The following is a 22398-nucleotide window of genomic DNA, read 5'->3' as shown; positions in this document are numbered from 1 at the left end:
GCCCTGTCTTCAGTGATGGCACTTTGGCATAATGACGCCCGCCGACGTCCTGCACGTCGATTGCCGATTTAAATACCCCCATCGCTTTTCGTCGCTGCAACCTGCAGTGGCTGGTCATTGCCGTGCCGGGATCAACAGTTTTTCAGAAGGAGTGCACAGTGAGAATGATCTCTCGGATGTTGGTATCAGGGGCAGCGATTGCCGTGTTGAGCATGATTGCCGGGTGTGCAACCGAAAGCTCCCGCGCATTGCCGGTAGAAAAAGTCGCCAGCGCCACCCAGGCCTGGGCGGGTGTTCGAGTGCCAATGGCGGTCGGCAAGTTCGATAACCGTTCAAGCTACATGCGCGGAATCTTCTCTGACGGCGTGGATCGCCTCGGCGGTCAGGCCAAGACCATCCTGATCACTCATTTGCAGCAGACCAACCGCTTCAGCGTGCTGGACCGCGACAACATGGGCGAGATCCAGCAAGAAGCGGCAATCAAGGGGCAATCCCAGCGCCTCAAGGGGGCCGACTTTGTGGTGACGGGCGATGTCACCGAGTTCGGTCGCAAAGAAACCGGGGATCACCAGCTGTTCGGCATCCTTGGACGCGGCAAGACCCAGGTGGCCTACGCCAAGGTCAACCTGAACATCGTCAACATCAGCACGTCGGAAGTTGTTTACTCCACCCAGGGCGCCGGCGAATACGCCTTGTCCAACCGTGAAGTCATCGGTTTCGGCGGCACCGCTGCCTACGATTCGACCCTCAACGGCAAAGTACTCGACCTGGCGATGCGCGAAGCGATCAATCGTCTGGTGGATGGCATGAATTCCGGTGCATGGAAACCGGGCAACTGATCAAGGTCGATGACAAGGAGCGGTACACGCATGTTCAAACGTTATTTGTCGTGGGCGTTGATGGCGTCCATGTTGCTGGTGAGTGGTCTGTTGACCGGCTGCAACAGTGGTCCGAAAACGCTGTACCAGTGGGAAAGTTATCAGCCGGAAGTCTATGAGTACTTCAAGGGTGAGCAACCCAAGGAAGCTCAGGCCGAAGCCCTGGAACGCGACCTGCAGAAGATCAGGTCCACCGGCAGCACGCCGCCACCTGGCTACCACGCGCACCTGGGCCTGTTGTACCTGAGCATGGGCAAGGACGATCAGATGGTGCAGCAGTTCAGAACCGAGAAGACGCTGTTTCCCGAGTCGACACCGTACATGGACTTTCTGCTTAAAAACGCCAAGACCGGAGACACCCAATGATCGCGCGCTCATTGAAACTGATGGCCGGTCTGCTGGCCCTGGCGGTGCTCGGTGGTTGCGTCAGCCCCAAGACCGTGGACTATTCGGCGTACAAGCAAAGCCGTCCGAAAACCATTCTGGTGCTGCCGCCGCTGAACAATTCGCCGGACGTGAAGGCGTCGTACAGCATGCTGTCGCAAGTCACCTATCCGTTGGCTGAGGCAGGTTACTACGTGCTGCCGATCGCCTTGGTCGATGAGACGTTCCGCCAGAATGGCCTGACCAGCCCGGCGGATATTCACCAGGCACCGGCCAACAAACTGCAAGAGATCTTCGGTGCCGATGCTGCGCTCTACATCACCGTGACTGACTACGGCACGCGCTACATCATCATCAGCAGCGAAACCGTGGTGACCGCTAGTGCAAAACTGGTGGACCTCAAGACCGGCACCACGCTGTGGACCGGCTCGGCGCGTGCATCGAGCGAAGAGGGCGGTAACAACGGTGGCGGTGGTTTGATCGGCATGCTGATCACTGCGGCAGTCAAGCAGATCATCAACAGTGCCACCGACGCCGGTCACCCGATTGCCGGTGTGACCAGTGCACGTCTGCTGTCGGCAGGGCAACCGGCGGGGTTGCTGTACGGGCCGCGTTCGCCGAAGTACGGCACGGACTGAAGCCTCCCCTGTGAGGAAGGAGCTTCTGTGGCGAGGGGGCTTGCCCCCGTTCGACTGCGCAGCAGTCGCAAGACTATTCAACGCGGTGAGTTTTTCAGGGCTGCTTCGCAGCCCGACGGGCGCAAGCCCCCTCACCACAAAAACCTGGAAGATGTGAATCAGCTAACCTCTATGAAACCATTGGCGTCGGTGAAGCTCGAAACAAACGGGCACGTACCGACCTCATGCCGTTGCGATCCCTTAAGCCATGTCATTTACAGGGACACAGGGTCAGCCGATGCAGTTTCTAGACGATAGCCACGGGTGTGCCGGCTGGAACGGTGAAATGGCCGGGCGCATCCGCGCGTTCGACTGGAGCCTGACCGAGCTGGGGGGCATGGACACCTGGCCCCGAAGCCTGCGCGGCGCGGTGCAGTTGATGCTGGCCTCGCCACTGCCGATGGTGATGCTCTGGGGCCGCCCGGGTTACATGATCTATAACGATGCCTACTCGAAGTTTGCCGGTGGCCGGCATCCTTACCTGTTGGGTTCCCCGGTGGAACTGGGTTGGCCGGAAGTCGCCAAGTTCAATCGACAGGTGGTCGATACCTGTCTGGCCGGTGGCACGTTGTCCTATCGCAACAAAGAGCTGGTGTTGCTGCGTGACGGCGTACCGGAAGACGTCTGGCTGGATCTCTATTACAGCCCGGTGGCTGATGATGACGGAAAGCCCGCCGGGGTCATGGCGATGGTGGTCGACACCACTGAGCATGTGATTTCCGAACGCCGACGTCAGGCCGCGGAAGATGCCTACCGCGCCGACAACGAACGGGTGCGCCTGGCACTGAACGCCGGGGCTTTGCTCGGCTCGTTCGTGTGGGACATCAAGGGCAATGTACTCTCCGGCGACGAGCGCTTCGCCCGCACGTTTTCCTACCCGCCCGAGCAGTGCCTGGCCGACCTGCCAACGGACATCGCCGAAGCGCAGATCCATCCCGACGACCGTAGCTGGGTTCAGGAACAGGTCACTCAGTCGGTGGAAACCGGCGAGCCCTTTAATGCCGAGTACCGGGTCTTGCGCCCGGATGGCAGTTATACGTGGGTGCAGGCCAGCGGGTGCTGCGAGTTTAATGGGCAGGGCGAACCGTTTCGTTTTCCCGGAGTGTTGATCGACATCCACGAGCGCAAGACCGCCGAAGAGTCCTTGCTCAAGTTCACCCGCAACCTGGAGCAGCGCGTGGCGGATGAAGTCGAAGCACGGCTGGCGGCTGAAGAACAACTGCGTCAATCACAGAAGCTCGAAGCCATCGGCGGCCTCACCGGCGGCGTGGCCCATGACTTCAACAACCTGTTGCAGGTGATCGCCGGCAACCTGCACTTGCTGGCGCGGCATGAGCCGGACAACGCCAATGTGCAGCGCCGGGTCAGCGCGTCGATTGCCGCGGTCGAACGTGGCGCGAAACTCTCATCGCAATTGCTCGCGTTCGCCCGTCGCCAGCCGCTGTCGCCAGCGGTCTGCACTCCGCAGCAGATCTTTGAGGGGCTGGCGGAATTGCTGCAGCGGGCGCTTGGGGAAACCATCCAGATCAACGTCAGCGCTCCTGATGACCCGTGGCACATCCACGTGGACCGCAATCAACTGGAAAATGCCATTCTCAACCTGGCGATCAATGCCCGAGACGCCATGAAAGGCGAGGGGACCATTGGCCTCAGCGCCGAGAACGTTGCCCTCGACCGCACGTTTTGTGCGGGCAAGGGCATCGTCGCCGGCAACTATGTGTGTGTCACGGTGACTGACACGGGTGTCGGCATGCCACCGCAGGTGCTTGCGCAGGCGTTCGAACCGTTTTTCACCACCAAGGCCGATGGCCAGGGCACGGGACTGGGGCTGAGCATGGTGTTCGGTTTCGTCAAACAGAGCGGCGGGCATATCGAGATATCCAGCGTCGAGGGGCAGGGCACTCGGGTGCAGCTGTATTTCCCTCGCAGCCTGCGCCCGATACCCAGCGAAACAACACTCCATGATCCGCAGCAGCGCGGCGGGCACGAAACCATTCTGGTGGTCGAGGACAACGAAGCGGTGCGCGTTTCCGCCGTGGAATTACTGCGCGAAGAGGGCTATCAGGTCCTGACGGCCGCCAACGGCGACACGGCCATGCAGATGTTGCTGGAAGGGGGCGCTGTGGACCTGATCTTCACCGACGTGGTCATGCCCGGCCTGATCAAAAGTTCGGACCTTGCCGCTTGGGCCAAGGTGCAGATGCCACCGGTGGCCGTGCTGTTCACCTCGGGCCACACCCGTGACATTATCTCGCGCAACCACCAGCTCAGCCGCGACACCTATTTGCTGAGTAAACCTTATGGCCCCGAGGCGCTCACCCAAATGGTTCGCACCGTACTCAATGGCTGAACACATATCCACGTAGGAGCTGCCGAAGGCTGCGATCTTTTGATCTTGATCTTTTGGCAGTCTTGAAATTGCCAGGATCAAGATCAAAAGATCGCAGCCTTCGGCAGCTCCTACATTTGTACCGCGTTCATTCACATTATTTTAAGGCTGCCATGACGAACAAGCGCACCAACCCTCCCTCAGGCATGGTCAGGGTACGCGGTGCCCGGGAACACAACCTCAAGAACATCGACGTCGACATCCCCCGGGACGCCCTGGTGGTGTTCACTGGCGTGTCCGGCTCGGGTAAGTCCTCGCTGGCGTTCTCGACCCTCTACGCCGAAGCGCAACGCCGCTATTTCGAATCCGTGGCGCCCTATGCGCGGCGCCTGATCGATCAGGTCGGCGTGCCGGATGTCGATTCGATCGAAGGCTTGCCCCCCGCGGTGGCCTTGCAGCAACAGCGGGGTACGCCGAGCACGCGGTCTTCGGTGGGCAGCGTGACGACGTTATCGAGCCTGATCCGCATGCTCTACTCCCGGGCCGGCAGCTATCCGCCGGGGCAGCCAATGCTGTATGCCGAAGATTTTTCGCCCAACACGCCCCAGGGTGCGTGCGCCGAATGCCATGGCTTGGGTCGGGTGTATGAAGTCACTGAAGCACTGATGGTCCCGGACCCGAGCCTGACCATCCGCCAGCGCGCCGTCGCTTCCTGGCCCACTGCCTGGCAGGGACAAAACCTGCGCGACATCCTGGTGACCATGGGCTACGACGTCGATAAGCCCTGGCGCGATCTGCCGAAAAAACTGCGCGACTGGATCCTCTTCACCGAAGAAACACCGACGGTTCCGGTGTATGCCGGGCTCACCCCTGAAGAAACCAAAGTCGCCCTCAAGCGCAAAATGGAACCGAGTTATCAGGGCACGTTCACTGGCGCCCGACGTTACATCCTGCACACCTTCAGCCATTCCCAAAGCGCGCTGATGAAGAAGCGCGTTTCGCAATTCATGCTTGGCAGCCCATGCCCGGTGTGCGACGGCAAACGGCTCAAGCGCGAAGCGTTGTCGGTGACCTTTGCCGGCTACGACATCGGTGAACTGTCGCAAATGCCGTTGCTGCAAGTGGCCGAGGTCTTGAAACCGGTGGCCGCTCACCGTTACCTCGAACAGGCCGACGAAGCGGGTGAGGTCTTGACGCACGACCAGACCCGCGAGGCCCGTGAGCAACGAGTGGCCCACGGCGCCAGTGGTCACGCCAATGCGCCGGATGTGCGCCACACGCCGAACCTATCGGTGGAAAAACGCCTGGCCGCGCAACGGATCGCCCAGGATTTGCTGGAGCGGGTCAGCACCCTGACCGATCTGGGGCTCGGTTACCTGGCGCTGGAGCGCAGCACGCCGACGCTGTCGTCCGGCGAGTTGCAGCGTCTGCGCCTGGCGACGCAATTGGGTTCGCAGTTGTTCGGCGTGATCTACGTGCTGGATGAACCGTCGGCCGGTCTGCACCCGGCGGATGGCGAAGCGCTGTTCGAAGCGCTGCAACGCTTGAAAGCCGCCGGCAACACCTTGTTCGTGGTCGAGCATGACCTGGAAACCATGCGCCGTGCCGACTGGTTGATCGACGTCGGCCCGGCGGCGGGCGAGCATGGCGGCCGGATCCTGTACAGCGGACCGCCGCCAGGCTTGGCTGATGTGACGAATTCACAGACGCGCGCCTACCTGTTCGCCGAGCAGGTCACCCAGTCGCGAGCCAGCCGCAAGCCGACCGATTGGCTGCGACTGGAAGGCATCACCCGTAATAACCTGAACAACCTCGGCGCCGAGTTTCCACTGGGCTGTTTCACCTCGGTGACAGGTGTTTCGGGGTCCGGTAAATCGAGTCTGGTCAGCCAGGCGTTGCTGGAACTGGTCGGCGCGCACCTCGGACGTGCGGCGAGTGACAGCGATCCGCAAGAGTTGAGCCTTGAGGACGATGCGCCGCAAGTCAGCGGCGGTCAGGTCACCGGCGGGCTGGAATCGATCAAGCGCCTGGTGCAAGTCGATCAGAAACCCATTGGCCGCACACCGCGCTCGAACCTGGCGACCTACACCGGGCTGTTCGATAACGTGCGCAAGCTTTACGCCGCCACACCCCAGGCGCAGGCCGAGGGTTATGACGCCGGCCAGTTCTCCTTCAACGTCGCCAAGGGGCGTTGCCCGACCTGCGAAGGCGAAGGCTTTGTCAGCGTCGAGTTGCTGTTCATGCCCAGCGTCTACGCACCATGCCCGACCTGCCATGGCGCCCGCTACAACCCCGAGACGCTGGCGATTACCTGGCAAGGTTTGAATATCGCCCAGGTGTTGCAACTGACGGTGGATGAAGCGGTCGAGGTGTTTGTCGAGCAAGCGGGCATTCGCCGCTCGCTGGAGGTACTGCGCGATATCGGCCTGGGTTATCTGCGCCTCGGCCAGCCGGCGACCGAACTGTCGGGTGGCGAGGCCCAGCGGATCAAGCTGGCCACGGAACTGCAACGCAACCAGCGTGGGGCGACGCTTTATGTGTTGGACGAACCTACGACCGGTTTGCACCCACGGGATGTCGATCGCTTGCTCGAACAGTTGAATACGCTGGTGACGGCGGGGCACACGGTGATCGTCGTCGAGCATGAAATGCGCGTGGTGGCGCAGAGTGACTGGGTGATCGATATCGGGCCGGGGGCTGGGGATCAGGGTGGGAAGATTGTCGTCGCCGGTACGCCGCAGAAAGTCGCCAAAAGCAAAAAGAGCCGGACCGCACCGTTTTTGGCCAGAGTCTTGTTATGAGGTGAATCAAAAGATCGTCCGAACGCGGCCCGATCTTTTGATCTTCAGGCGCTGTCGAGCGTGCGCCGAACCTTGTCCAGCAATTCATTGATCTGGAACGGTTTGACCAGCATCTCCATGCCTTCGCCGAGAAACACCTGACGGTTGATCGCGGTTTCGGCATAGCCGGTCATGAACAGGATCGGCAACTTTGCGCGCCAGCCCCGCGCAACATCAGCCAGCTCGCGGCCGCTCATGCGCGGCAGGCCAACGTCAGTCAGCAGCAGGTCAATGGAGTCGTCGTTTTGCAAGCGCTCCAGGGCACCTTCAATGTCGCCCACTTGCGTGCAGCGGTAACCGGCATCGACCAGCACTTCGGCGACGAACATGCGCACCGACGGCATGTCCTCGACGATCAACACGTGCTCGCCGGCACCCTGGGCGTCGACGGTGGCTGCCCCGGTTTCGCTGGCCGAGAGGTCGGAACTGGCCGGCAGCATGATGGTCACTTCGGTGCCGCGCCGGGCCACGCTGCGGATGTGCGCATCGCCCCCCGATTGCCGGGCGAAACCGTAGATGGTCGACAACCCCAACCCGGTGCCCTGGCCCAGTGGCTTGGTGGTGAAGAAGGGGTCGAACACCTTGTCGATCACGCTGTGGTCGATGCCGGTGCCGTCATCGCGTACCGACAGGGCGACATACGCGCCATCGGCCAGATTGGGATCGCCATGGGAATAGGCCGCATAGGTATTGACCCAGATGTTGCCGCCCTGGGGCAACGCATCGCGCGCGTTGATCACCAGATTGAGCACGGTGCTTTCGAGCTGAATCGGATCGACCAGAGCGATGGCGGCTTTGGAGGTCAATTCCAGTTTTAGGGCAATCCGCTCGCCGATGGTGCGCACCAGCAGTTCCTCGAGGGAACGGACATGCTCGTTGATGTCGACGGGCCGGGTATCGAGCGGCTGTTGGCGCGCGAAGGCCAGCAGGCGATGGGTCAGGGACGCCGCGCTCATGGCCGAGCTCAAGGCAGCCTCGGCATAAAACTGGACCTTGTCGGTGCGTGAAGCGGCGATCCGTTTCTGGATCAGCTCCAGGCTGGTGATGATGCCGGTCAGCAAGTTGTTGAAGTCATGGGCGATGCCCCCGGTCAGCTTGCCCAGTGCATCCATCTTCTGCACTTGCAACAGCTGAGCCTCGGTTCGCGCGCGCTCGGCGACTTCTTTGGCCAACTGCGTGGTGGCATCGTCAAGCCGGGCCAGGTGCGAGCGTTCGCGGTGTCGGTGTTCGGTGACATCTTCGACGAACACCAGGCTCAATTCCGGGGTGCGGTAGGGCGAAATCTGCCACTCGGTTTCGCGAACATCGCCCTGGACCCGCATGCTCAGGGTGCCTTTCCAGCGTTCGCCATAGGCGAGGCGCAGGCGCAGTTCCTCGATGATCGAGCCCTGGTCTTCGGCAAAGCATTCGCGCAGGGTGTCCGGGTCGAAGTTGTCCTGAATCAGTTGCGCGAAGGCATGGTTGCACTCGTGCACTTTCAGCTCGGCATCCAGCACCGCAATAGGCGCCGACACATTGACAAAAATTTCCCGAAACCGCGCCTCGCTTTCGCGCAGGGCATTTTCGGTCTCGCGTACCCGCAACAAGGTGCGCAGGGTCGCCAGCAGCACATCCGGGTCCACCGGATGGATCAGGTAGGCATCGGCGCCGGCGTCGAGGCCGGTGATGATGTCGCCGGTCTGGATCGAGGCCGCCGACACGTGAATCACCGGCAGCAGGGCAGTGGTGGCGTCGGCGCGCAGTTTGCGCACGATGTCGAAGCCGCTCATGTCCGGCAGGTTAACGTCGAGGATCAGCGCGTCGATGACGACGCTGTCGATCAGTTCCAGGCCTTCGCCGCCGGTGCCGGCTTCCAGCACTTCATAGCCGTGGCGTTCCAGGCGTCGCCGCAGGGCGTAGCGCGTAGCGACGTTGTCGTCGACGATCAGCAAGCGGATGTCACGTTTCATCGGCGGGCTCCATGGCGATGGCCAGCGGGATGATCACGAAAAAGGTCGAGCCCGTGCCCGGCGTACTCTGAACCCCGACTTCACCGCCCAGCAGCACCGCGAAGCGTTTGCACAAGGACAGTCCGAGCCCGGTTCCGCGCAGGCGTTTTTGCAACGGTGAGTCGACCTGAGAGAAGTCCTCGAACAATGCGCCATGTAGCTGCGGTGCGATACCTATTCCGGTGTCGCTGACCGCGAAGCGCACATGGTCGTTGCCCTCCAGACGCGCCGAAACACGGACTTCCCCGCGGGTGGTGAACTTCAACGAGTTGGAAATGAAGTTGCGCAGGATCTGTGCAAGTTTCTTGTCGTCGGTGTACAGCCTCGGCAAACCCACCGGCTCTTCGAAAATCAGGTCCACGGCGCTGGCATCGACAATCGGTCGAAACATGCCGCGCAGAGCGGCGAACAGGTCGAACATGTCGAACCAGGCGGGTGAAATGGTGATTCGACCGGCTTCGATCTTCGCCAGGTCCAGCAGGTCGTCGACCATGTCGCTCAGTTCGCGTGCGGCGTTGCTGACGAAGGCCACCTGCTTGTGCTGCTCGGGGCTCAATGGCCCGTCGAGTTCATCGGTCAACAGGCCGGTGATGCTCAGGATCGAGCCCAGTGGCGTGCGGAACTCATGGCTCATGTACGACAGGAAACGGCTTTTGAGGTCCGAGGCCTGGCGCAACTCTTCTGCCTGGGTGTCGAGCTCGGCGTACAGCGCCAGAACACCCTGGTTGGTTTCATCCAGTTCGTCGCGCAGGGCACTGGCTTCGCCTTGCAACTGCGCGACCAGCGCGGCGTGTTCGTCAATCTGACTCATGGGTGTATCAGCCATGGGCTGCCTCCAGAGCAATGACCAACACCGTGACATCGTCCCGTCCACGGCAGAAATCGCGGTGCAGAATGGCGGCAATCACGGCGGGATGGCGGTGCACCAGGCCGGGGTAATCTTGCAGGTTCCAACGGGACTGCAGGCCGTCGCTGTACATGATCAATAGATGTCCGTTCACCTGAGCATAGTCAAAGGGTTGCGCCTTCCGGTATTGGCCGCCGACGATGCCGGGGTGGGAGGCCAGGCCACGGGATTTGTCCGGTGCAATCAGGCAGGCGCCAATGTTGCCGATACCGACGAACTTCAGTGCATTGTTGTCGCTGTCGAACTGCGCGATGGCAAGGGCACCGCCACGGGTGCCGGTCATGGCTTGATGAATGTCTTCCAGCAACGGCACCGGCGAAGCGAACGGCGACAGGGCGAAGGCCTTTTCGCCGGCGCGGGCGGCACGCTCGGCTTCTTCGCCATGACCCAGGCCGTCGATCACCAGCGCGCTGAGGCGTGGCCCATCAAACGCCAGGTGCCAGACATCGCCGCAGGCGGGGTCGTTGTGCAACGCATGCTGGCTGACACCGATGCGTCGGTCCGGTGCCTTGTCGCTGCGCGGATACATCCGCGTCAGCAGCACGGCGCCCCGGGCGTCGGCATAGACATCGAACACGTCAGTCTGGCGCGCCACCGCTCCAAGCCCGATGCCCTGGGTGCCGCCGGTGGAAAAGCCGTCAGTCAGGCACGCCTGCACATCAAAGCCATGGGCGCGGTCGATGGCGAGCATTTCGATCCCAGCGCCTGAGACTCTGGGCAAGACCCTCAGGTGCAGTTCGCCTCGGGTGGCGTGCTTGAGAATGTTGCTGGCAAGCTCGGTGGCCACCAGCGCGACACGCCCGGCATCCGTGGCGTCGAAGCCGTTTTCCTCCGCGAGCTTCTGCGCGGTGCGCCGCGCATGACCGATCTGGCTGCTGTCTTCAATCGGCAGCATGCACGTCACTGAGCCGCCAATGTTCACGTCCATCGGGTGATCATGACACGAGTGCCTTTGCCGGGCGCGGTATCGAGTTCGAACTCTTCCACCAGCCGCTTCGCGCCGGTCAGGCCCAGCCCCAGGCCGCTGCCGGAGGTCCAGCCGTCGGTCATCGCCAGTTTGATGTCGGGGATGCCCGGCCCTTCGTCGCGAAAGGTCAGGCGCAAACCGGTACGGGGGTTCTCGTCGAGGATTTGCCAGTCCATGTCACCACCGCCGCCATAGACCATGGTGTTGCGCGCCAGCTCACTGACGGCGGTCACCAGTTTGGTCAGGTCGATCAGGCGCATGCCGCACTCCTGGGCGAGCTTGCGCGCCAACTGCCGGGCCAGCACCACGTCTTGCTCGATGTGAATCGGATGAGTGCCGCTACTGCGCACGGTCATTGCTCGCGTACTCGTTCCTGAAGCAGTTTCATCCCGCGCTCGACATTCAACGCCGTACTGACACCGGGCAGGGTCAGGCCCAGCTCTACCAGAGTGATGGCCACCGCCGGCTGCATGCCGACCAGCACGGTCTGGGCATCCATGATTTTCGACAGCCCGGAGATGGTGCCGATCATCCGGCCGATAAACGAGTCGACCATGTCCAGGGCAGAGATATCGATCAGCACGCCGCGGGCCGAGGTCCGGCTGATGCGCTCGGACAGGTCGTCCTGAAGGGTCAGGGCCAACTGGTCATGCATGTCGACCTGGATGGTCACCAGCAGGAAGTCGCCCATTTGCAAGATCGGAATGCGTTCCATCGGCTCAGACCGCCCTGCTGACAGTCATTCCCAGCCGGGTCAGGGCCAGTTTCAGGGCATCGGCCAGGTTCGCCTTGGTGACCACGCCTTGCAGGTCCAGCCCCAGATGCACGATGGTCTGGGCAATCTGCGGACGCACGCCGCTGATGATGCAATCGGCGCCCATCAGGCGAATCGCGGTCACCGTTTTAAGCAGGTGTTGAGCGACAAGGGTGTCGACGGTCGGCACGCCGGTAATGTCGATAATGGCAATTTCCGAACCGGTGTCGACGATCCGCTGTAACAGCGATTCCATCACCACTTGGGTACGTTGTGAGTCGAGGGTGCCGATCATCGGCAGCGCCAGCACGCCATCCCAGAGCTTGACCACCGGGGTCGACAGTTCCAGCAGTTCTTCCTGCTGACGCTTGATGACGGCTTCGCGGGACTTCTGGAACGTGCGGATGGTGTGCATGCCCAGGGCGTCGAGCAGTTCGGAGACTTCCCAAATCTGTTCGGCCAGCAGTGCCGGATTGTCCTGGTAATGATTTTGCAGCAGCGCAAACAGCGGGCCTTTCAACGCAAAGATGAAACTGGCGGTCTGGTGCGAATCCTGGCCGAGCAGGGCACGGCTATGGGACAGTTTTTCGAGGAACTGGCGGATTTCGTCCCAGCCGGGAGCCACAACGCTCTGGCCATTGCCTCGTTCAAGACCCGAGATGACCAACTGCAAAAAATCTGCTGTCTGCTGTTTCAGGTCCTGTTCTTTCAGGTTGCGCGTGGCACCGCTGGCTTCGAGGCCGTTTGCCCATTCGGCAAGCAGTTGTGTCTGGTTTGTTTTCATTGCATCGAGGGTGCTGGTTTGCAATGCCGCCATGTGCCTTGACTCCTTCGACGTGGTTGCCGATACCTCAAAATTTGATCGACACAAAATCAGTGACATTTGCCGTACGAAATAGTTGATCGCCCTGGCAGGAATTTGTCATCCGGTGCACATGGACTCTAGTAGGAGCTGCCGAAGGCTGCGATCTTTTGATCTTGATCTTCGGCAACGTCTGAAAATCGCCAAAAGATCGCCAGCTCCTACAAGTGCGGCGATCCATCCAATGGAACGTTGCTTGCTGGAAAGCTTCGAATCTGCAAGGCCGACTGTTTCAGCCGCGCACTTGCAGCGATGATCGAGGTACTTATGAAAGATGAAAGTGGTCCAGAGGAAAACGCAAAAACCGCCGAACCGGAAAGCGCCGACGAAGCGGTCGACCAGAAAAACCTGCACAGCGATAACGACAATGAGTTCAGTCCGGGTTTCAAGCCACATCCGGATCGGCCGAAGCCCGGTGATGACACCGACGCCGACATTGATACCGATGGCGGTTAGTTTGGACTCAAACACAGAGGCCGCATCCCGTGATGCGGCTTCTTTGCGTCAGGGGGTTATTTGCCCGGATGGGCGGCTTGCAGTTGTTTCGCCATCTCCAGGTGTTTTTCCAGCGCCGGCAGCATTTTTTGCGCGAAACCTTTCAGTTCCGTGGCGCCTTTGACCTTGTCGTCCGTCACGGTGTTGGCTTCTTTCTTGAACAGCTCGATGGTTTCCTCGTGAGCTTTCACCTGATTGTTGGCATAGGCTGCGTCGAAAGACTCATCGCGCAGATCGAGGATTTTTTCCTTGGCCTGCTTCACCAGCGTCGTGCTGTCCGGCACCTCGATGTCGTTCTTTTTCGCCAATGCCGCCAGTTCATCGTTGGCCTTGGAGTGATCGGTGATCATCATGTTGGCGAATGCCTTGATGTCCGCCGATGAGCTTTTTTCCAGGGCCAGCCGGCTGGTCTCGATTTCCGCGATGCCGCCTGCGGCGGCGCTGTCGACGAAATCATTGGAAGTGGCAGCGAACGCCGTGCCCATGCCAGTGCTCAAGGCAACAGCCAGCGTGAGGTGGCGCAGGGTAAATCCGTCCATTGGTTATTCTCCACACAGGTTTTCATGGGCGATCGAGTGATCGTTAATCTGTGGAGGCCGACGGGCGGACAAAGGTTTTATCGCGTTTGCGGCAGGGCGACGAACGGACACCGCTGGTCTGATAGGCGGTCGACAGAACCCGTAAACCAAGGCCATTCTGATAGTTGGTGAGCGCAATCGATCGCGTTTGCCACCGATCAACAAACGGAGGTGTTCCATGCCGGTGCCACACGACCTTTATCAGGACCTGCAACTTTCAAAGGAAGATATCCAGCAAAAACGCACCAAGGATCCGTTACTGGATTCACTGATCAATAAATATACCCAGGCGGACGCCGAGGTGGTAAAGGCTGAAACCGCCCAATCGGATGCGCCCAGCGATGACGCCCTGAAGAAGCTCAAGGAGGCGCGCGTGCAGGTCAAGAATAAGATTGTTGACCGACTCCAGGCGCGCTCCTGACCTCCGTATCAAGCCACCGACGACTGGTGACTGAAAAATTGGAACGGTGATAAATCCCGGCACCTCGAATGATCAGAGTCCGAATGTACGGCTCCATGCGAGGTGCCCCATGAGCAATCACGAATTTCCCAGTGAAGAGCAGGGTGGCTACGACCCCATCCCGACACATCCTGAGCCTCTGAGCCCGGGACGCACCACCCTCAACCCCGAAGATGAACCGGGCATCGATGAGCTGCCGGACAATGAAGGCGTGCGTCCGATTGACGACGATGACACCACCGCCATGGACCCGGAGCGCGTGCTTGAAGAAACCGATAACGCGGTTCGCGATGGCGAGATGGATCCGCGCTGATTTCGCCCGACACAAATCCTGTGGGAGCGAGCCTGCTCGCGATAGCGGTGTATCAGTCACCATCAGCGCTGACTGACATGGCCTCATCGCGAGCAGGCTCGCTCCCACATTTGATTTACGTTACTGCTGCAACGCCTTGCTGAGCGGCAACCGCGCCATGTGTTTCGCCTTCAGCGACCCGAAATACAGCCAGTCCCCATACTCGCGCACCGTCGTGATCGGCGAGTAGTTGCCGCTGCTCCCGTCCTGCAGATTGGCGATCACCTTACCCTCGACGTCCAGGCCCAACGCAAACGCGCGTTTCTCCACCGGTTTGGGCAGGACGGTCATTGCTCGCACGATCATTTTGCGCACGAATGGATACGGCGCCGTGGCATCGAGCAGGGCATTGCGCGGCGCATAAAGTGCCACCCAGAAGCGATCCCGGCCATTGAACGCCAGGTTGTCCGGCAGCCCCGGCAGGTTGTCGATAAACACATCGTGGGTGCCCGCTTTCGGCCCGCTCAGCCAGTAACGACTGATGCGATAGGCACCGGTTTCATTGACCAGCACAAAGCGGTCGTCCGGTCCCAGGGTCACGCCGTTGGCAAATTCCAGCTTATCCAGAAGGACCGCAGTCTTGCCGGTCTGGAAGTCATAACGCAGCAACCGGCCGTCACCGCCGTGTTCGATGATCGCCTCGCCATCCTTGCCATAGCCAAAGCGGCTGGAAGCATCACTGAAATAGGCGTAGTGCCCGGACTTGTCGATGGCCACGTCGTCGGTGAAACCGAAGGGCACGCCGTTGGCTGCGGTGGTCAACGGAATCAATCGGCCCTGGGCGTCCAGGGACAGCAAGCCCTTGATCCCATCGGCGATCACCAGCAAACCGTTGGGGTGGCGGGCCAGACCCAACGGCCGGCCGCCGGTATCGGCCAGGACTTTGGTGACCTTGCCGTCGAGGCTGGTGCGAATCAACCGGCCGTCATGCAGGCCGGTGATCAGGACGTCATTCTCAAGCAGCAACGCTTCCGGCCCGTCGATATCGGCGGCGCCCACCCGCTCGACGTCTTTGAGACGCTGGTTGTCGGCGTAGGGCCCACTGGTGAGCGAGGGCGCGGGTGGCGGTGTCCACGCCACCGGTTGAACCCTGGTCGGCATCAGCAGCAGGAAGGCGCCGATGGCAACGATCACCAGCAACACGACATGGCGGAACTTGACGGTTCGACTCACGCGGTGACTCCTGCCGGGGCCAGGTGTTTTTGCGCCATTGCGCGCAACGCCAGCATCGACGCGGCCGATTCACGCTCAATACGGCGCTTGAGCAGCAGTTGGTTGGCGACGCGCATCCCCAGGCCGCTGAATTGATAGTCCAGTGTGCGGACAAACCGTGTGCCGTCAGCCTCGGCCTCGCATTCGTAAGTCACCACTAAAGACAACCCATGATCGCCCGAAGCCCGAGCACTCCAACGGCGTCCCGGCAAATACTCACCGACGATCCAGCTCAGATGCCCCTCACGCCCACCGGCACGAATGTCTTCTTCAAATCGCGACCCGGCATGTAGCGGGCCGCCCTGGCCATCGACTTTGAGCGACGATGGATGCCATTCCGGCCACCGGGTCACGGTGCTGGCGTAGGCGAGCACGTCAATCGGATTTCCGGCAATGTCGATCTGATGCTGCATGCGGGTCATGGGCGTTCTCGTCGGGTGCGGGGTGAGGTGCTCCGGCTCCCAGTAGAGGGTGCCGAACAGGTAGTCCATCAGCGGAAAAACGATGTTGAAGTTGCGTTCCTGCATCAGCTCGCGGCGGTGATGCAGTGCGTGCAGGCGACGCATCTGGCGGATCCATGGCAGACGGGTGACCGGGTTTTCGGGGGGCAGGTGCTCGCAGGCATGGAACACTTCATACATCAGGTAACCGAGGACCAGGCCGCCACCGAACAACCCGGCGACGTTGGCATCGATCTTTTCCAGCAGCCACCAGACGGGCAGGGTGATGACCACCGTGTGCAACACGATCAGCCAGGCCGGAAACAGAATTACCCGCCAGTCGCGGGCGCTGTCGTAGGTCATGTGGCCAGGGGCGAAAAAACTGTGATGGTCGCCGGCATGGCGGGCATAGAACATCCGCGCGAAGCTTTTTTTGTGGTGCCCGAGGTGGCGATGCACCATGTACACGCCGAAGTTGAAGAACAACAAGGTCAGCGGCACCGCCAGCCATTCCAGGGGTTGTACCTGATGCACGGTGCTCCAGAAACCGGCGATGGCCAGCCCCCCGAACAGCAGCACAAAGGCGCCATGCAGCCATGGGTTGTAGAGCGGATGAATGGCGGCGCGGTAGCGGGTGCGAAATGCTTCGGTGGTCTGCCTCACTGCGGTCACCTGTCGTTATTGTTATAACCAGCAGATTAGCCGATCCCGCCGTTTCGGCAGGCCAAACCTTGAGGACACAAGCGCCATGATCCGGTGCATACCGGACTCAGGTCAGCGGGTTCCAGCGTTGTGACCAGTCATCGTCGGTCTTGATGACTTCGCGCAGCAAGTCAAAGGCGCGTTGCAGGGTTTCCGAGTCGCGGTCGCGAGAGTAAACCAGATAGGTCGGGTAGCTGAATTCCGGGGCCTTGGGCACTTGCTCCAGCACGCCGTTTTCCAGATAGCTCTGGACCACCCGGGTGCGGAAGTAGCCGCTGCCGCCGTTCTCCAGAATGTACTGCAAGGCCAGCGGCCCGAGGTTGAAACTCAGGGCGGCCTTGGCCTTTTCCGGCAATGCGGCATCGTGCTGGCGCCGGAAGTCCTGGCCCCAGTCGATGTACACGTAGGGATCGGGTTGTCCGGCCAGCCGTACGAGGATGAGTTTCTCTTCCAGTACCTGCTCGACTTGCAAGCGTGGCCAGTATTCGGGCTGATAGACCAGCGCCGCATCCAGCACTCCCAGCTCCAGTTGGCGCAGCAGGTTTTCGCCGTCACGGATTTCCATGCGCAGGGCATGGCTGGGAATCTTCTCGCGCAACTCGGTGGCCCAACTGAGCATCAACGGGTTGCACAGGCTGACCTCGCCACCGATGTGCAGCACATCGTGGTAACCCTCGGGCAACGGCAAGTCCCGGCGCGCCGCTTCCCAGGTTTCTACCAACTGATTGGCATAGACCACAAAGGCTTCGCCGTTCGGGGTCAGGCGGGCGCCGGCACGGTTGCGCACAAACAACGTGCTGCCTAGCTGGCTTTCGAGTTTCTGCACGCGTGCGGTGATCGCGGTCTGGGTGACGTGGAGTTTTTCCGCGGCTGCGGCAAGGCTGCCGTGGCGGACGATTTCCAGAAAGGTACGGGCGAGATCGATGTCCATGGGGAGGCCGGTGCGAGAGGTGCGCCATTGTAAGAGCACCGCTCACCCGTGGCGAGGGAGCTTTTTGTGGCGAGGGGGCTTGCCCCCGGCGTCTGCACTAGAACGCAAAACACGAACAGCCAAACGCTCCCCAGAACCCCTGAAAGTCGCTAACCGGCGCCGAAGACAATCGCGCCCGTTCATGGCGATGGGCATGCACCGCACAGGCCCCAACACACTGATGAACCTGCGCCGTCAGTGGCGCCAGGGGTTTCCAGTGCCCCGGCACGTTAACCACTGGCGACCATTCCGGCACCACCGGCACCGGAGGCGGCCCGAGTTTCTCGAACTCGACGGCGCCGTAGACAATCTTGCCGTCGACAATGGTCAGCACCGACTCGATCCATTTGATCGCTTCATCCTCGATGTGGAAATAGTCCGCCGACAGCGCAATCAAGTCCGCCAGTTGCCCGACCTTGATCTGGCCTTTCTTGCCTTGCTCGGAGGAGAACCAGGCGCTGCCGTGGGTGAAGAGTTCCAGCGCGGTGTCGCGGCTCAAACCCTGCGGATACAACTCCAGCCCACCGACGGTACGGCCGCTGACCAGCCAATACATTGAGGTCCACGGGTTGTAACTGGACACCCGCGTGGCATCGGTGCCGGCGCCCACCGGGAGGCCCTCGGCGAGCATGCGCGCGATCGGTGGCGTGTGTTCGGCGGCCTTGGCGCCATAACGGTCGACGAAGTATTCGCCCTGAAACGCCATGCGGTCCTGAATCGCAATGCCGCCACCCAACGCTTTGACCCGTTCGATGTTCTGTGGGGTGATGGTTTCGGCGTGGTCGAAGAACCACGGCAAACCGTCGAACGGGATGTCGCGATTGACCTTCTCGAACACGTCGAGCATGCGACTGATGGATTCGTTGTACGTGGCGTGCAGGCGGAACGGCCAGCGTTGCTCAACCAGATGCCGGACCACCGGCTCCAGTTCCTGTTCCATGGTTTGTGGCAGGTCCGGGCGTGGTTCGAGGAAGTCTTCGAAATCCGCCGCCGAGAACACCAGCATTTCCCCGGCACCGTTGTGTCGCAGAAAGTCGTCGCCCTGGCCGTAGTGGGAGGTGCTGGTCCAGTTCTTGAAATCGGTCAGCTCCTCCTTGGGTTTTTGGGTGAACAGGTTGTAGGCGATGCGTACCGTGAGCTGTTGGTCTTTGGCCAGTTGCTGGATGACCTGGTAGTCGTCCGGGTAATTCTGATAACCACCGCCGGCGTCGATGGTGCTGGTGACGCCGAGGCGATTGAGTTCACGCATGAACTGGCGGGTCGAGTTGACCTGATACTCCAGCGGCAACTTCGGCCCCTTGGCCAGGGTCGAGTACAGAATCATCGCGTTAGGGCGCGCGATCAGCATGCCCGTCGGGTCGCCATTGGCATCGCGCTGGATTTCACCGCCCGGCGGGTTCGGCGTGTCACGGGTGTAGCCGACCACTTTCAACGCGGCGCGGTTGAGCAGGGCGCGGTCATAGAGGTGCAGGACGAATACCGGAGTGTCCGGGGCAGCCTTGTTCAGTTCATCAATGGTCGGCAGGCGTTTTTCGGCGAACTGGAACTCGTTCCAGCCACCCACCACCCGCACCCATTGCGGCGTGGGTGTACGGTCGGCCTGACCCTTGAGCATTCGCAAGGCATCGACCAGTGACGGCACGCCTTCCCAGCGCAGTTCGAGGTTGTAGTTCAAACCGCCACGAATCAAATGCAGGTGCGAGTCGTTGAGGCCGGGAATCACCGTGCGACCGTGCAGGTCGATGATTTGCGTGCCGGGGCCTTGCAGCGCCATGGCCTGGGCATCGCTGCCGACCACCACGAAGCGTCCGTCCTTGATTGCGACGGCACTGGCCTGGGGTTTCTTGCGATCGACGGTGTGCAGGCGTCCGTTGTACAGAATGAGGTCGGCCGGGGTATCGGGCATGGTTTTACTCCCTGCGATTAGCGGACTGATCCAGGCACCGACGGCGCCCGCCGAAAGGCCTTGCAGTACACGTCGGCGATTGAAACCGTCGTGGTCGTCAGGTGGGCTCATGGCAGTGCTCCGCACAAATTGGTCGGGGGCAAGCAGCCGATGTCTGACGCATGCGGCCAGAAGGAATATAGACGGCAAATGCGCCGGTAGCCGTTTTCCGAGGGCGAAAAACGACGAATCCCGCCACAAGGGGCGGGATTCGTTTGCAGCCAGGTGTGCTCCCTGCGATTGGGAGCGGCGCGCTTAGGCCGGGAACAGCTCGGACAGTTTCATGGCCAGCATCATGTCGCCTTCAGCGCGCAGTTTGCCGCCCATGAATGCCTGCATGCCGTCGGTTTCGCCGCTGACGATGCCTTCCAGGGTTTCGCCGTCCATCACCAGAGTGACCTGGGCGTCCGGGTTTTCGCCTTCCTTGAGCTCGCAGGTGCTGTCTTTGACGATCAGCGAGAAGTTCTTGGTGTCGTCGATGCGAAAACCGAATACCAGGTCCAGACCGGCAGCAGCGGCTGGGTTGAACTTGGCTTTCATTGCTTGTACGGCATCAGCTACGGAGGTCATGGTTCGATCCTTTCTTGGGTAATAAGAGCTGGGTGATTACAGCCAGGGTCACAATAATCCGGACTCAACGAAACGTGATGAGTTCCGGTGCCTTCAACAGTTGCAAATGTGCATGACTGTTGAAAGAAGACAGCGCCACCTCGCGGCCACGAAACTTCAGCAGGTTGAGCGAGGTGTTGACGATTTGCCAGTTCAATTCAAAGGCCTGTTTTGCCGGCATTTGCGTAATGAGGTGGAGCAGGGCGGTGATGGTGCCGCCGGAGGTAAACACGGCGATTTTCTGGGTGTTGTCGGCCTGTTCGAGGAGACGGTGCAAACCGGCCTGAACCCGCTCGACAAACCCCAGCCAGCTTTCCAGGCCTGGAGTGTCATAGGTGCCGGCCAGCCAGCGATCGATGATCAGGGCGAAGATGCGCTGGAACTCGGCACGGTTTTGCGCGGCATTGCGCAGAATGTCCAGCGCTTCGGGCTCGTCCGGCAACATGGCCGGCAGCAGCGCGCGGATCACCGCGTCGGCGTCGAATTCGTTGAAGGCGGAATCGATTTCCAGGATCGGCACCGGCAGGCCCACGGCAGCGAACTGTTCCAGCGCGCTGTTGGCCGTGTGCTGCTGGCGGCGCAGGTCGCCCGAGAGGCAGCGATCGAAGCTGATACCGAGCTCGGCCAGGTGCTGGCCGAGCACTTCTGCCTGGCGAACACCGGTCGGTGACAGGACGTCATAGTCGTCTGCACCGAAGGAGGCCTGGCCATGTCGAATCAAATAGATACTGCCCACGTCCGCGTCATCCCGGTACGTTGAAGGTTCGGCGAGGTTATGAGGATGGCGGTGAGCTGTCAATGAAAAAACATACGCTTGTTTGAAATGCCCGTTACAGGCCTGTTGCCAGAGGTTTCACGGCTGGTCGCCGGGCCGGCGCATGGGTATGCTGGAGGTATCCCGCGCGCGTTTATGCAGCGCATCGTATTGAAGGAGTCCCTGTGGAGTTTTTTGCCGAGTACGCAGTTTTTCTGGCTAAAACCGTGACACTGGTGATCGCCATTCTGGTGGTCCTGGCCAGTTTCGCGGCGTTGCGCAGCAAAGGTCGGCGCAAGTCGGTCGGCCAGTTGCAGGTCAGCAAACTCAATGATTTCTACAAAGGGCTGCGCGAACGCCTGGAGCAAACCTTGCTCGACAAGGATCAGCTCAAGGCCTTGCGCAAGGTCGAGGCTAAATCCGAGAAAAAACAAAAGAAAAAACCCGAAGCCAAACCCCGGGTGTTCGTGCTGGATTTCGACGGCGACATCAAGGCCTCGGCCACTGAAAGCCTGCGCCACGAGATCACCGCGCTGCTGACCCTGGCCACGCCCAAGGACGAAGTGGTGTTGCGTCTGGAAAGCGGCGGCGGCATGGTTCACAGCTACGGGCTGGCATCTTCGCAACTGGCGCGCATCCGTGACGCTGGCGTGCCGTTGACCGTGTGCATCGACAAGGTCGCGGCCAGCGGTGGCTACATGATGGCGTGCATCGGCGAGAAGATTATCAGCGCGCCGTTCGCGATCCTCGGGTCGATCGGCGTGGTGGCGCAGTTGCCCAACGTCAACCGCCTGCTGAAGAAACACGACATCGACTTCGAAGTCCTGACGGCTGGCGAATACAAACGCACGCTGACCGTGTTTGGCGAAAACACCGAGAAGGGCCGGGAGAAGTTCCAGGAAGACCTGGACATTACCCATCAACTGTTCAAGAACTTTGTCTCGCGCTACCGCCCGCAACTGGCCATTGACGAAGTGGCCACCGGTGAAATCTGGCTCGGCGTCGCGGCACTGGACAAGCAACTGGTGGACGAACTCAAGACCAGTGATGAATACCTCGCCGAACGTGCGAAGAAATCCGAGCTTTATCACTTGCATTATGCCGAACGCAAAAGCCTGCAGGAGCGCATCGGCATGGCGGCCAGCGGTTCGGTGGATCGCGTGTTGCTGAACGGGTGGAGCCGGTTGACCCAGCAACGCTTCTGGTAATACTTTCAAACAATGGGCCCTTTCACCGCCAGGCAGTGAAAGGGCCCGTTTTTTTGTGGCGGTATATATGTAGCGCTTGCTAAAAAA

22 protein-coding genes are annotated in these 22398 nt (G+C 60.8%); 9 read left to right on the top strand and 13 right to left on the bottom strand.

The annotated features are described in order from the left end of the window. The first annotated feature begins 164 nt into the window (after positions 1–164). The 5 genes from ACYZUD_RS09820 to ACYZUD_RS09800 all read left to right on the top strand — a co-directional run bounded on the left by ACYZUD_RS09820 (position 165) and on the right by ACYZUD_RS09800 (position 7069). On the top strand, positions 165–839 hold the full coding sequence (locus ACYZUD_RS09820) for a CsgG/HfaB family protein (RefSeq protein ID WP_462025015.1): 675 nt from the start codon (positions 165–167) through the stop codon (positions 837–839). Between the two features lie 60 nt (positions 840–899). Next, positions 900–1244, top strand: a complete 345-nt coding sequence (locus tag ACYZUD_RS09815; RefSeq protein WP_462025014.1) for a DUF4810 domain-containing protein — start codon at positions 900–902, stop codon at positions 1242–1244. Beyond that, positions 1241–1900 carry a DUF799 domain-containing protein gene (locus ACYZUD_RS09810; RefSeq protein WP_462023821.1) on the top strand — a complete coding sequence of 220 codons (660 nt, stop codon included), beginning with the start codon at positions 1241–1243 and terminating at the stop codon, positions 1898–1900. The genes ACYZUD_RS09815 and ACYZUD_RS09810 overlap by 4 nt, the downstream gene beginning before the upstream one ends. 277 nt (positions 1901–2177) lie before the next feature. Continuing rightward, positions 2178–4289 carry a hybrid sensor histidine kinase/response regulator gene (locus ACYZUD_RS09805; protein WP_462023820.1) on the top strand — a complete coding sequence of 704 codons (2112 nt, stop codon included), beginning with the start codon at positions 2178–2180 and terminating at the stop codon, positions 4287–4289. Between the two features lie 152 nt (positions 4290–4441). Continuing rightward, positions 4442–7069, top strand: coding sequence for an excinuclease ABC subunit UvrA (locus tag ACYZUD_RS09800; protein ID WP_462023819.1), 2628 nt, complete (start codon positions 4442–4444; stop codon positions 7067–7069). 44 nt (positions 7070–7113) lie between these two features. Here ACYZUD_RS09800 and ACYZUD_RS09795 read toward each other — a convergent pair whose 3' ends face one another. Genes ACYZUD_RS09795 through ACYZUD_RS09770 form a run of 6 tightly spaced genes read right to left on the bottom strand, consistent with a single transcriptional unit; the run spans position 7114 to position 12541 of the window. Beyond that, on the bottom strand, positions 7114–9057 hold the full coding sequence (locus ACYZUD_RS09795) for a response regulator (RefSeq protein ID WP_462023818.1): 1944 nt from the start codon (positions 9055–9057) through the stop codon (positions 7114–7116). Further along, positions 9047–9922: a sensor histidine kinase gene (locus tag ACYZUD_RS09790; protein WP_462023817.1), complete on the bottom strand. Its 876-nt coding sequence runs from the start codon at positions 9920–9922 to the stop codon at positions 9047–9049. The genes ACYZUD_RS09795 and ACYZUD_RS09790 overlap by 11 nt, the downstream gene beginning before the upstream one ends. Continuing rightward, a complete protein-coding gene (locus ACYZUD_RS09785; RefSeq protein ID WP_462023816.1) occupies positions 9915–10931 on the bottom strand; it encodes an ATP-binding protein in 1017 nt (338 codons plus the stop codon). The genes ACYZUD_RS09790 and ACYZUD_RS09785 overlap by 8 nt, the downstream gene beginning before the upstream one ends. Continuing rightward, positions 10922–11326: an anti-sigma regulatory factor gene (locus ACYZUD_RS09780; RefSeq protein WP_462023815.1), complete on the bottom strand. Its 405-nt coding sequence runs from the start codon at positions 11324–11326 to the stop codon at positions 10922–10924. The genes ACYZUD_RS09785 and ACYZUD_RS09780 overlap by 10 nt, the downstream gene beginning before the upstream one ends. Beyond that, positions 11323–11685 (bottom strand): STAS domain-containing protein, encoded by a 363-nt coding sequence (locus ACYZUD_RS09775; protein ID WP_056852837.1) that lies wholly within the window; start codon positions 11683–11685, stop codon positions 11323–11325. Before ACYZUD_RS09775 ends, ACYZUD_RS09780 begins: the two co-directional genes overlap by 4 nt. A 4-nt stretch (positions 11686–11689) precedes the next feature. After that, positions 11690–12541, bottom strand: a complete 852-nt coding sequence (locus tag ACYZUD_RS09770; RefSeq protein ID WP_462023814.1) for an STAS domain-containing protein — start codon at positions 12539–12541, stop codon at positions 11690–11692. Positions 12542–12853: 312 nt separating this feature from the next. Here ACYZUD_RS09770 and ACYZUD_RS09765 point away from each other — a divergent pair, with 312 nt between their 5' ends. Continuing rightward, entirely contained in the window at positions 12854–13042 is a 189-nt protein-coding gene (locus ACYZUD_RS09765; RefSeq protein ID WP_462025214.1) for a hypothetical protein, read from the top strand. Between the two features lie 56 nt (positions 13043–13098). On the opposite strand, the gene ACYZUD_RS09760 is transcribed toward ACYZUD_RS09765, so the two are convergent. After that, positions 13099–13620, bottom strand: coding sequence for a DUF4142 domain-containing protein (locus tag ACYZUD_RS09760; protein ID WP_462023813.1), 522 nt, complete (start codon positions 13618–13620; stop codon positions 13099–13101). A 217-nt stretch (positions 13621–13837) separates the two neighbouring features. Between ACYZUD_RS09760 and ACYZUD_RS09755 the strand changes: the two genes are divergently transcribed. Further along, positions 13838–14080, top strand: a complete 243-nt coding sequence (locus ACYZUD_RS09755) for a hypothetical protein (RefSeq protein WP_462023812.1) — start codon at positions 13838–13840, stop codon at positions 14078–14080. 109 nt (positions 14081–14189) lie between these two features. Continuing rightward, entirely contained in the window at positions 14190–14432 is a 243-nt protein-coding gene (locus ACYZUD_RS09750) for a hypothetical protein (protein WP_462023811.1), read from the top strand. A gap of 120 nt (positions 14433–14552) precedes the next feature. Here ACYZUD_RS09750 and ACYZUD_RS09745 read toward each other — a convergent pair whose 3' ends face one another. From ACYZUD_RS09745 to ACYZUD_RS09720, 6 genes are all read right to left on the bottom strand, one after another. Further along, on the bottom strand, positions 14553–15644 hold the full coding sequence (locus ACYZUD_RS09745; RefSeq protein WP_462023810.1) for an SMP-30/gluconolactonase/LRE family protein: 1092 nt from the start codon (positions 15642–15644) through the stop codon (positions 14553–14555). Further along, entirely contained in the window at positions 15641–16786 is a 1146-nt protein-coding gene (locus ACYZUD_RS09740; protein ID WP_462023809.1) for a sterol desaturase/SRPBCC family protein, read from the bottom strand. The genes ACYZUD_RS09745 and ACYZUD_RS09740 overlap by 4 nt, the downstream gene beginning before the upstream one ends. Positions 16787–16892: 106 nt before the next feature. After that, on the bottom strand, positions 16893–17756 hold the full coding sequence (locus tag ACYZUD_RS09735; RefSeq protein ID WP_462023808.1) for a LysR family transcriptional regulator: 864 nt from the start codon (positions 17754–17756) through the stop codon (positions 16893–16895). Positions 17757–17853: 97 nt separating this feature from the next. Further along, entirely contained in the window at positions 17854–19701 is a 1848-nt protein-coding gene (locus ACYZUD_RS09730) for an amidohydrolase (protein ID WP_462025013.1), read from the bottom strand. Between the two features lie 294 nt (positions 19702–19995). After that, the gene (locus ACYZUD_RS09725; RefSeq protein WP_462023807.1) at positions 19996–20310 is read right to left on the bottom strand and encodes an SCP2 sterol-binding domain-containing protein; all 315 of its coding nucleotides are present in this window, start codon (positions 20308–20310) and stop codon (positions 19996–19998) included. Between the two features lie 64 nt (positions 20311–20374). Continuing rightward, the gene (locus ACYZUD_RS09720) at positions 20375–21085 is read right to left on the bottom strand and encodes a histidine phosphatase family protein (RefSeq protein ID WP_462023806.1); all 711 of its coding nucleotides are present in this window, start codon (positions 21083–21085) and stop codon (positions 20375–20377) included. A gap of 203 nt (positions 21086–21288) precedes the next feature. Between ACYZUD_RS09720 and sohB the strand changes: the two genes are divergently transcribed. Further along, complete coding sequence (gene sohB, locus ACYZUD_RS09715; protein ID WP_462023805.1) at positions 21289–22311, top strand: protease SohB; 1023 nt, start codon at positions 21289–21291, stop codon at positions 22309–22311. Positions 22312–22398: the final 87 nt, after the last annotated feature.

The sequence above is a fragment of the Pseudomonas sp. XS1P51 genome (genome assembly GCF_054897845.1).
The sequence above is the reverse complement of the archived record's forward strand: the minus strand, read 5'-3'. Positions and strand labels throughout refer to the sequence as shown.

Bases quoted from the DNA above. Each gene is read 5' to 3' on its own strand.
- ACYZUD_RS09820 (WP_462025015.1), top strand. From the start codon at position 165: ATGATCTCTCGGATGTTGGTATCAGGGGCAGCGATTGCCGTGTTGAGC.
- ACYZUD_RS09815 (WP_462025014.1), top strand. From the start codon at position 900: ATGGCGTCCATGTTGCTGGTGAGTGGTCTGTTGACCGGCTGCAACAGT.
- ACYZUD_RS09810 (WP_462023821.1), top strand. From the start codon at position 1,241: ATGATCGCGCGCTCATTGAAACTGATGGCCGGTCTGCTGGCCCTGGCG.
- ACYZUD_RS09805 (WP_462023820.1), top strand. From the start codon at position 2,178: ATGCAGTTTCTAGACGATAGCCACGGGTGTGCCGGCTGGAACGGTGAA.
- ACYZUD_RS09800 (WP_462023819.1), top strand. From the start codon at position 4,442: ATGACGAACAAGCGCACCAACCCTCCCTCAGGCATGGTCAGGGTACGC.
- ACYZUD_RS09795 (WP_462023818.1), bottom strand. From the start codon at position 9,057: ATGAAACGTGACATCCGCTTGCTGATCGTCGACGACAACGTCGCTACG.
- ACYZUD_RS09790 (WP_462023817.1), bottom strand. From the start codon at position 9,922: ATGGCTGATACACCCATGAGTCAGATTGACGAACACGCCGCGCTGGTC.
- ACYZUD_RS09785 (WP_462023816.1), bottom strand. From the start codon at position 10,931: ATGGACGTGAACATTGGCGGCTCAGTGACGTGCATGCTGCCGATTGAA.
- ACYZUD_RS09780 (WP_462023815.1), bottom strand. From the start codon at position 11,326: ATGACCGTGCGCAGTAGCGGCACTCATCCGATTCACATCGAGCAAGAC.
- ACYZUD_RS09775 (WP_056852837.1), bottom strand. From the start codon at position 11,685: ATGGAACGCATTCCGATCTTGCAAATGGGCGACTTCCTGCTGGTGACC.
- ACYZUD_RS09770 (WP_462023814.1), bottom strand. From the start codon at position 12,541: ATGGCGGCATTGCAAACCAGCACCCTCGATGCAATGAAAACAAACCAG.
- ACYZUD_RS09765 (WP_462025214.1), top strand. From the start codon at position 12,854: ATGAAAGATGAAAGTGGTCCAGAGGAAAACGCAAAAACCGCCGAACCG.
- ACYZUD_RS09760 (WP_462023813.1), bottom strand. From the start codon at position 13,620: ATGGACGGATTTACCCTGCGCCACCTCACGCTGGCTGTTGCCTTGAGC.
- ACYZUD_RS09755 (WP_462023812.1), top strand. From the start codon at position 13,838: ATGCCGGTGCCACACGACCTTTATCAGGACCTGCAACTTTCAAAGGAA.
- ACYZUD_RS09750 (WP_462023811.1), top strand. From the start codon at position 14,190: ATGAGCAATCACGAATTTCCCAGTGAAGAGCAGGGTGGCTACGACCCC.
- ACYZUD_RS09735 (WP_462023808.1), bottom strand. From the start codon at position 17,756: ATGGACATCGATCTCGCCCGTACCTTTCTGGAAATCGTCCGCCACGGC.
- ACYZUD_RS09730 (WP_462025013.1), bottom strand. From the start codon at position 19,701: ATGCCCGATACCCCGGCCGACCTCATTCTGTACAACGGACGCCTGCAC.
- ACYZUD_RS09725 (WP_462023807.1), bottom strand. From the start codon at position 20,310: ATGACCTCCGTAGCTGATGCCGTACAAGCAATGAAAGCCAAGTTCAAC.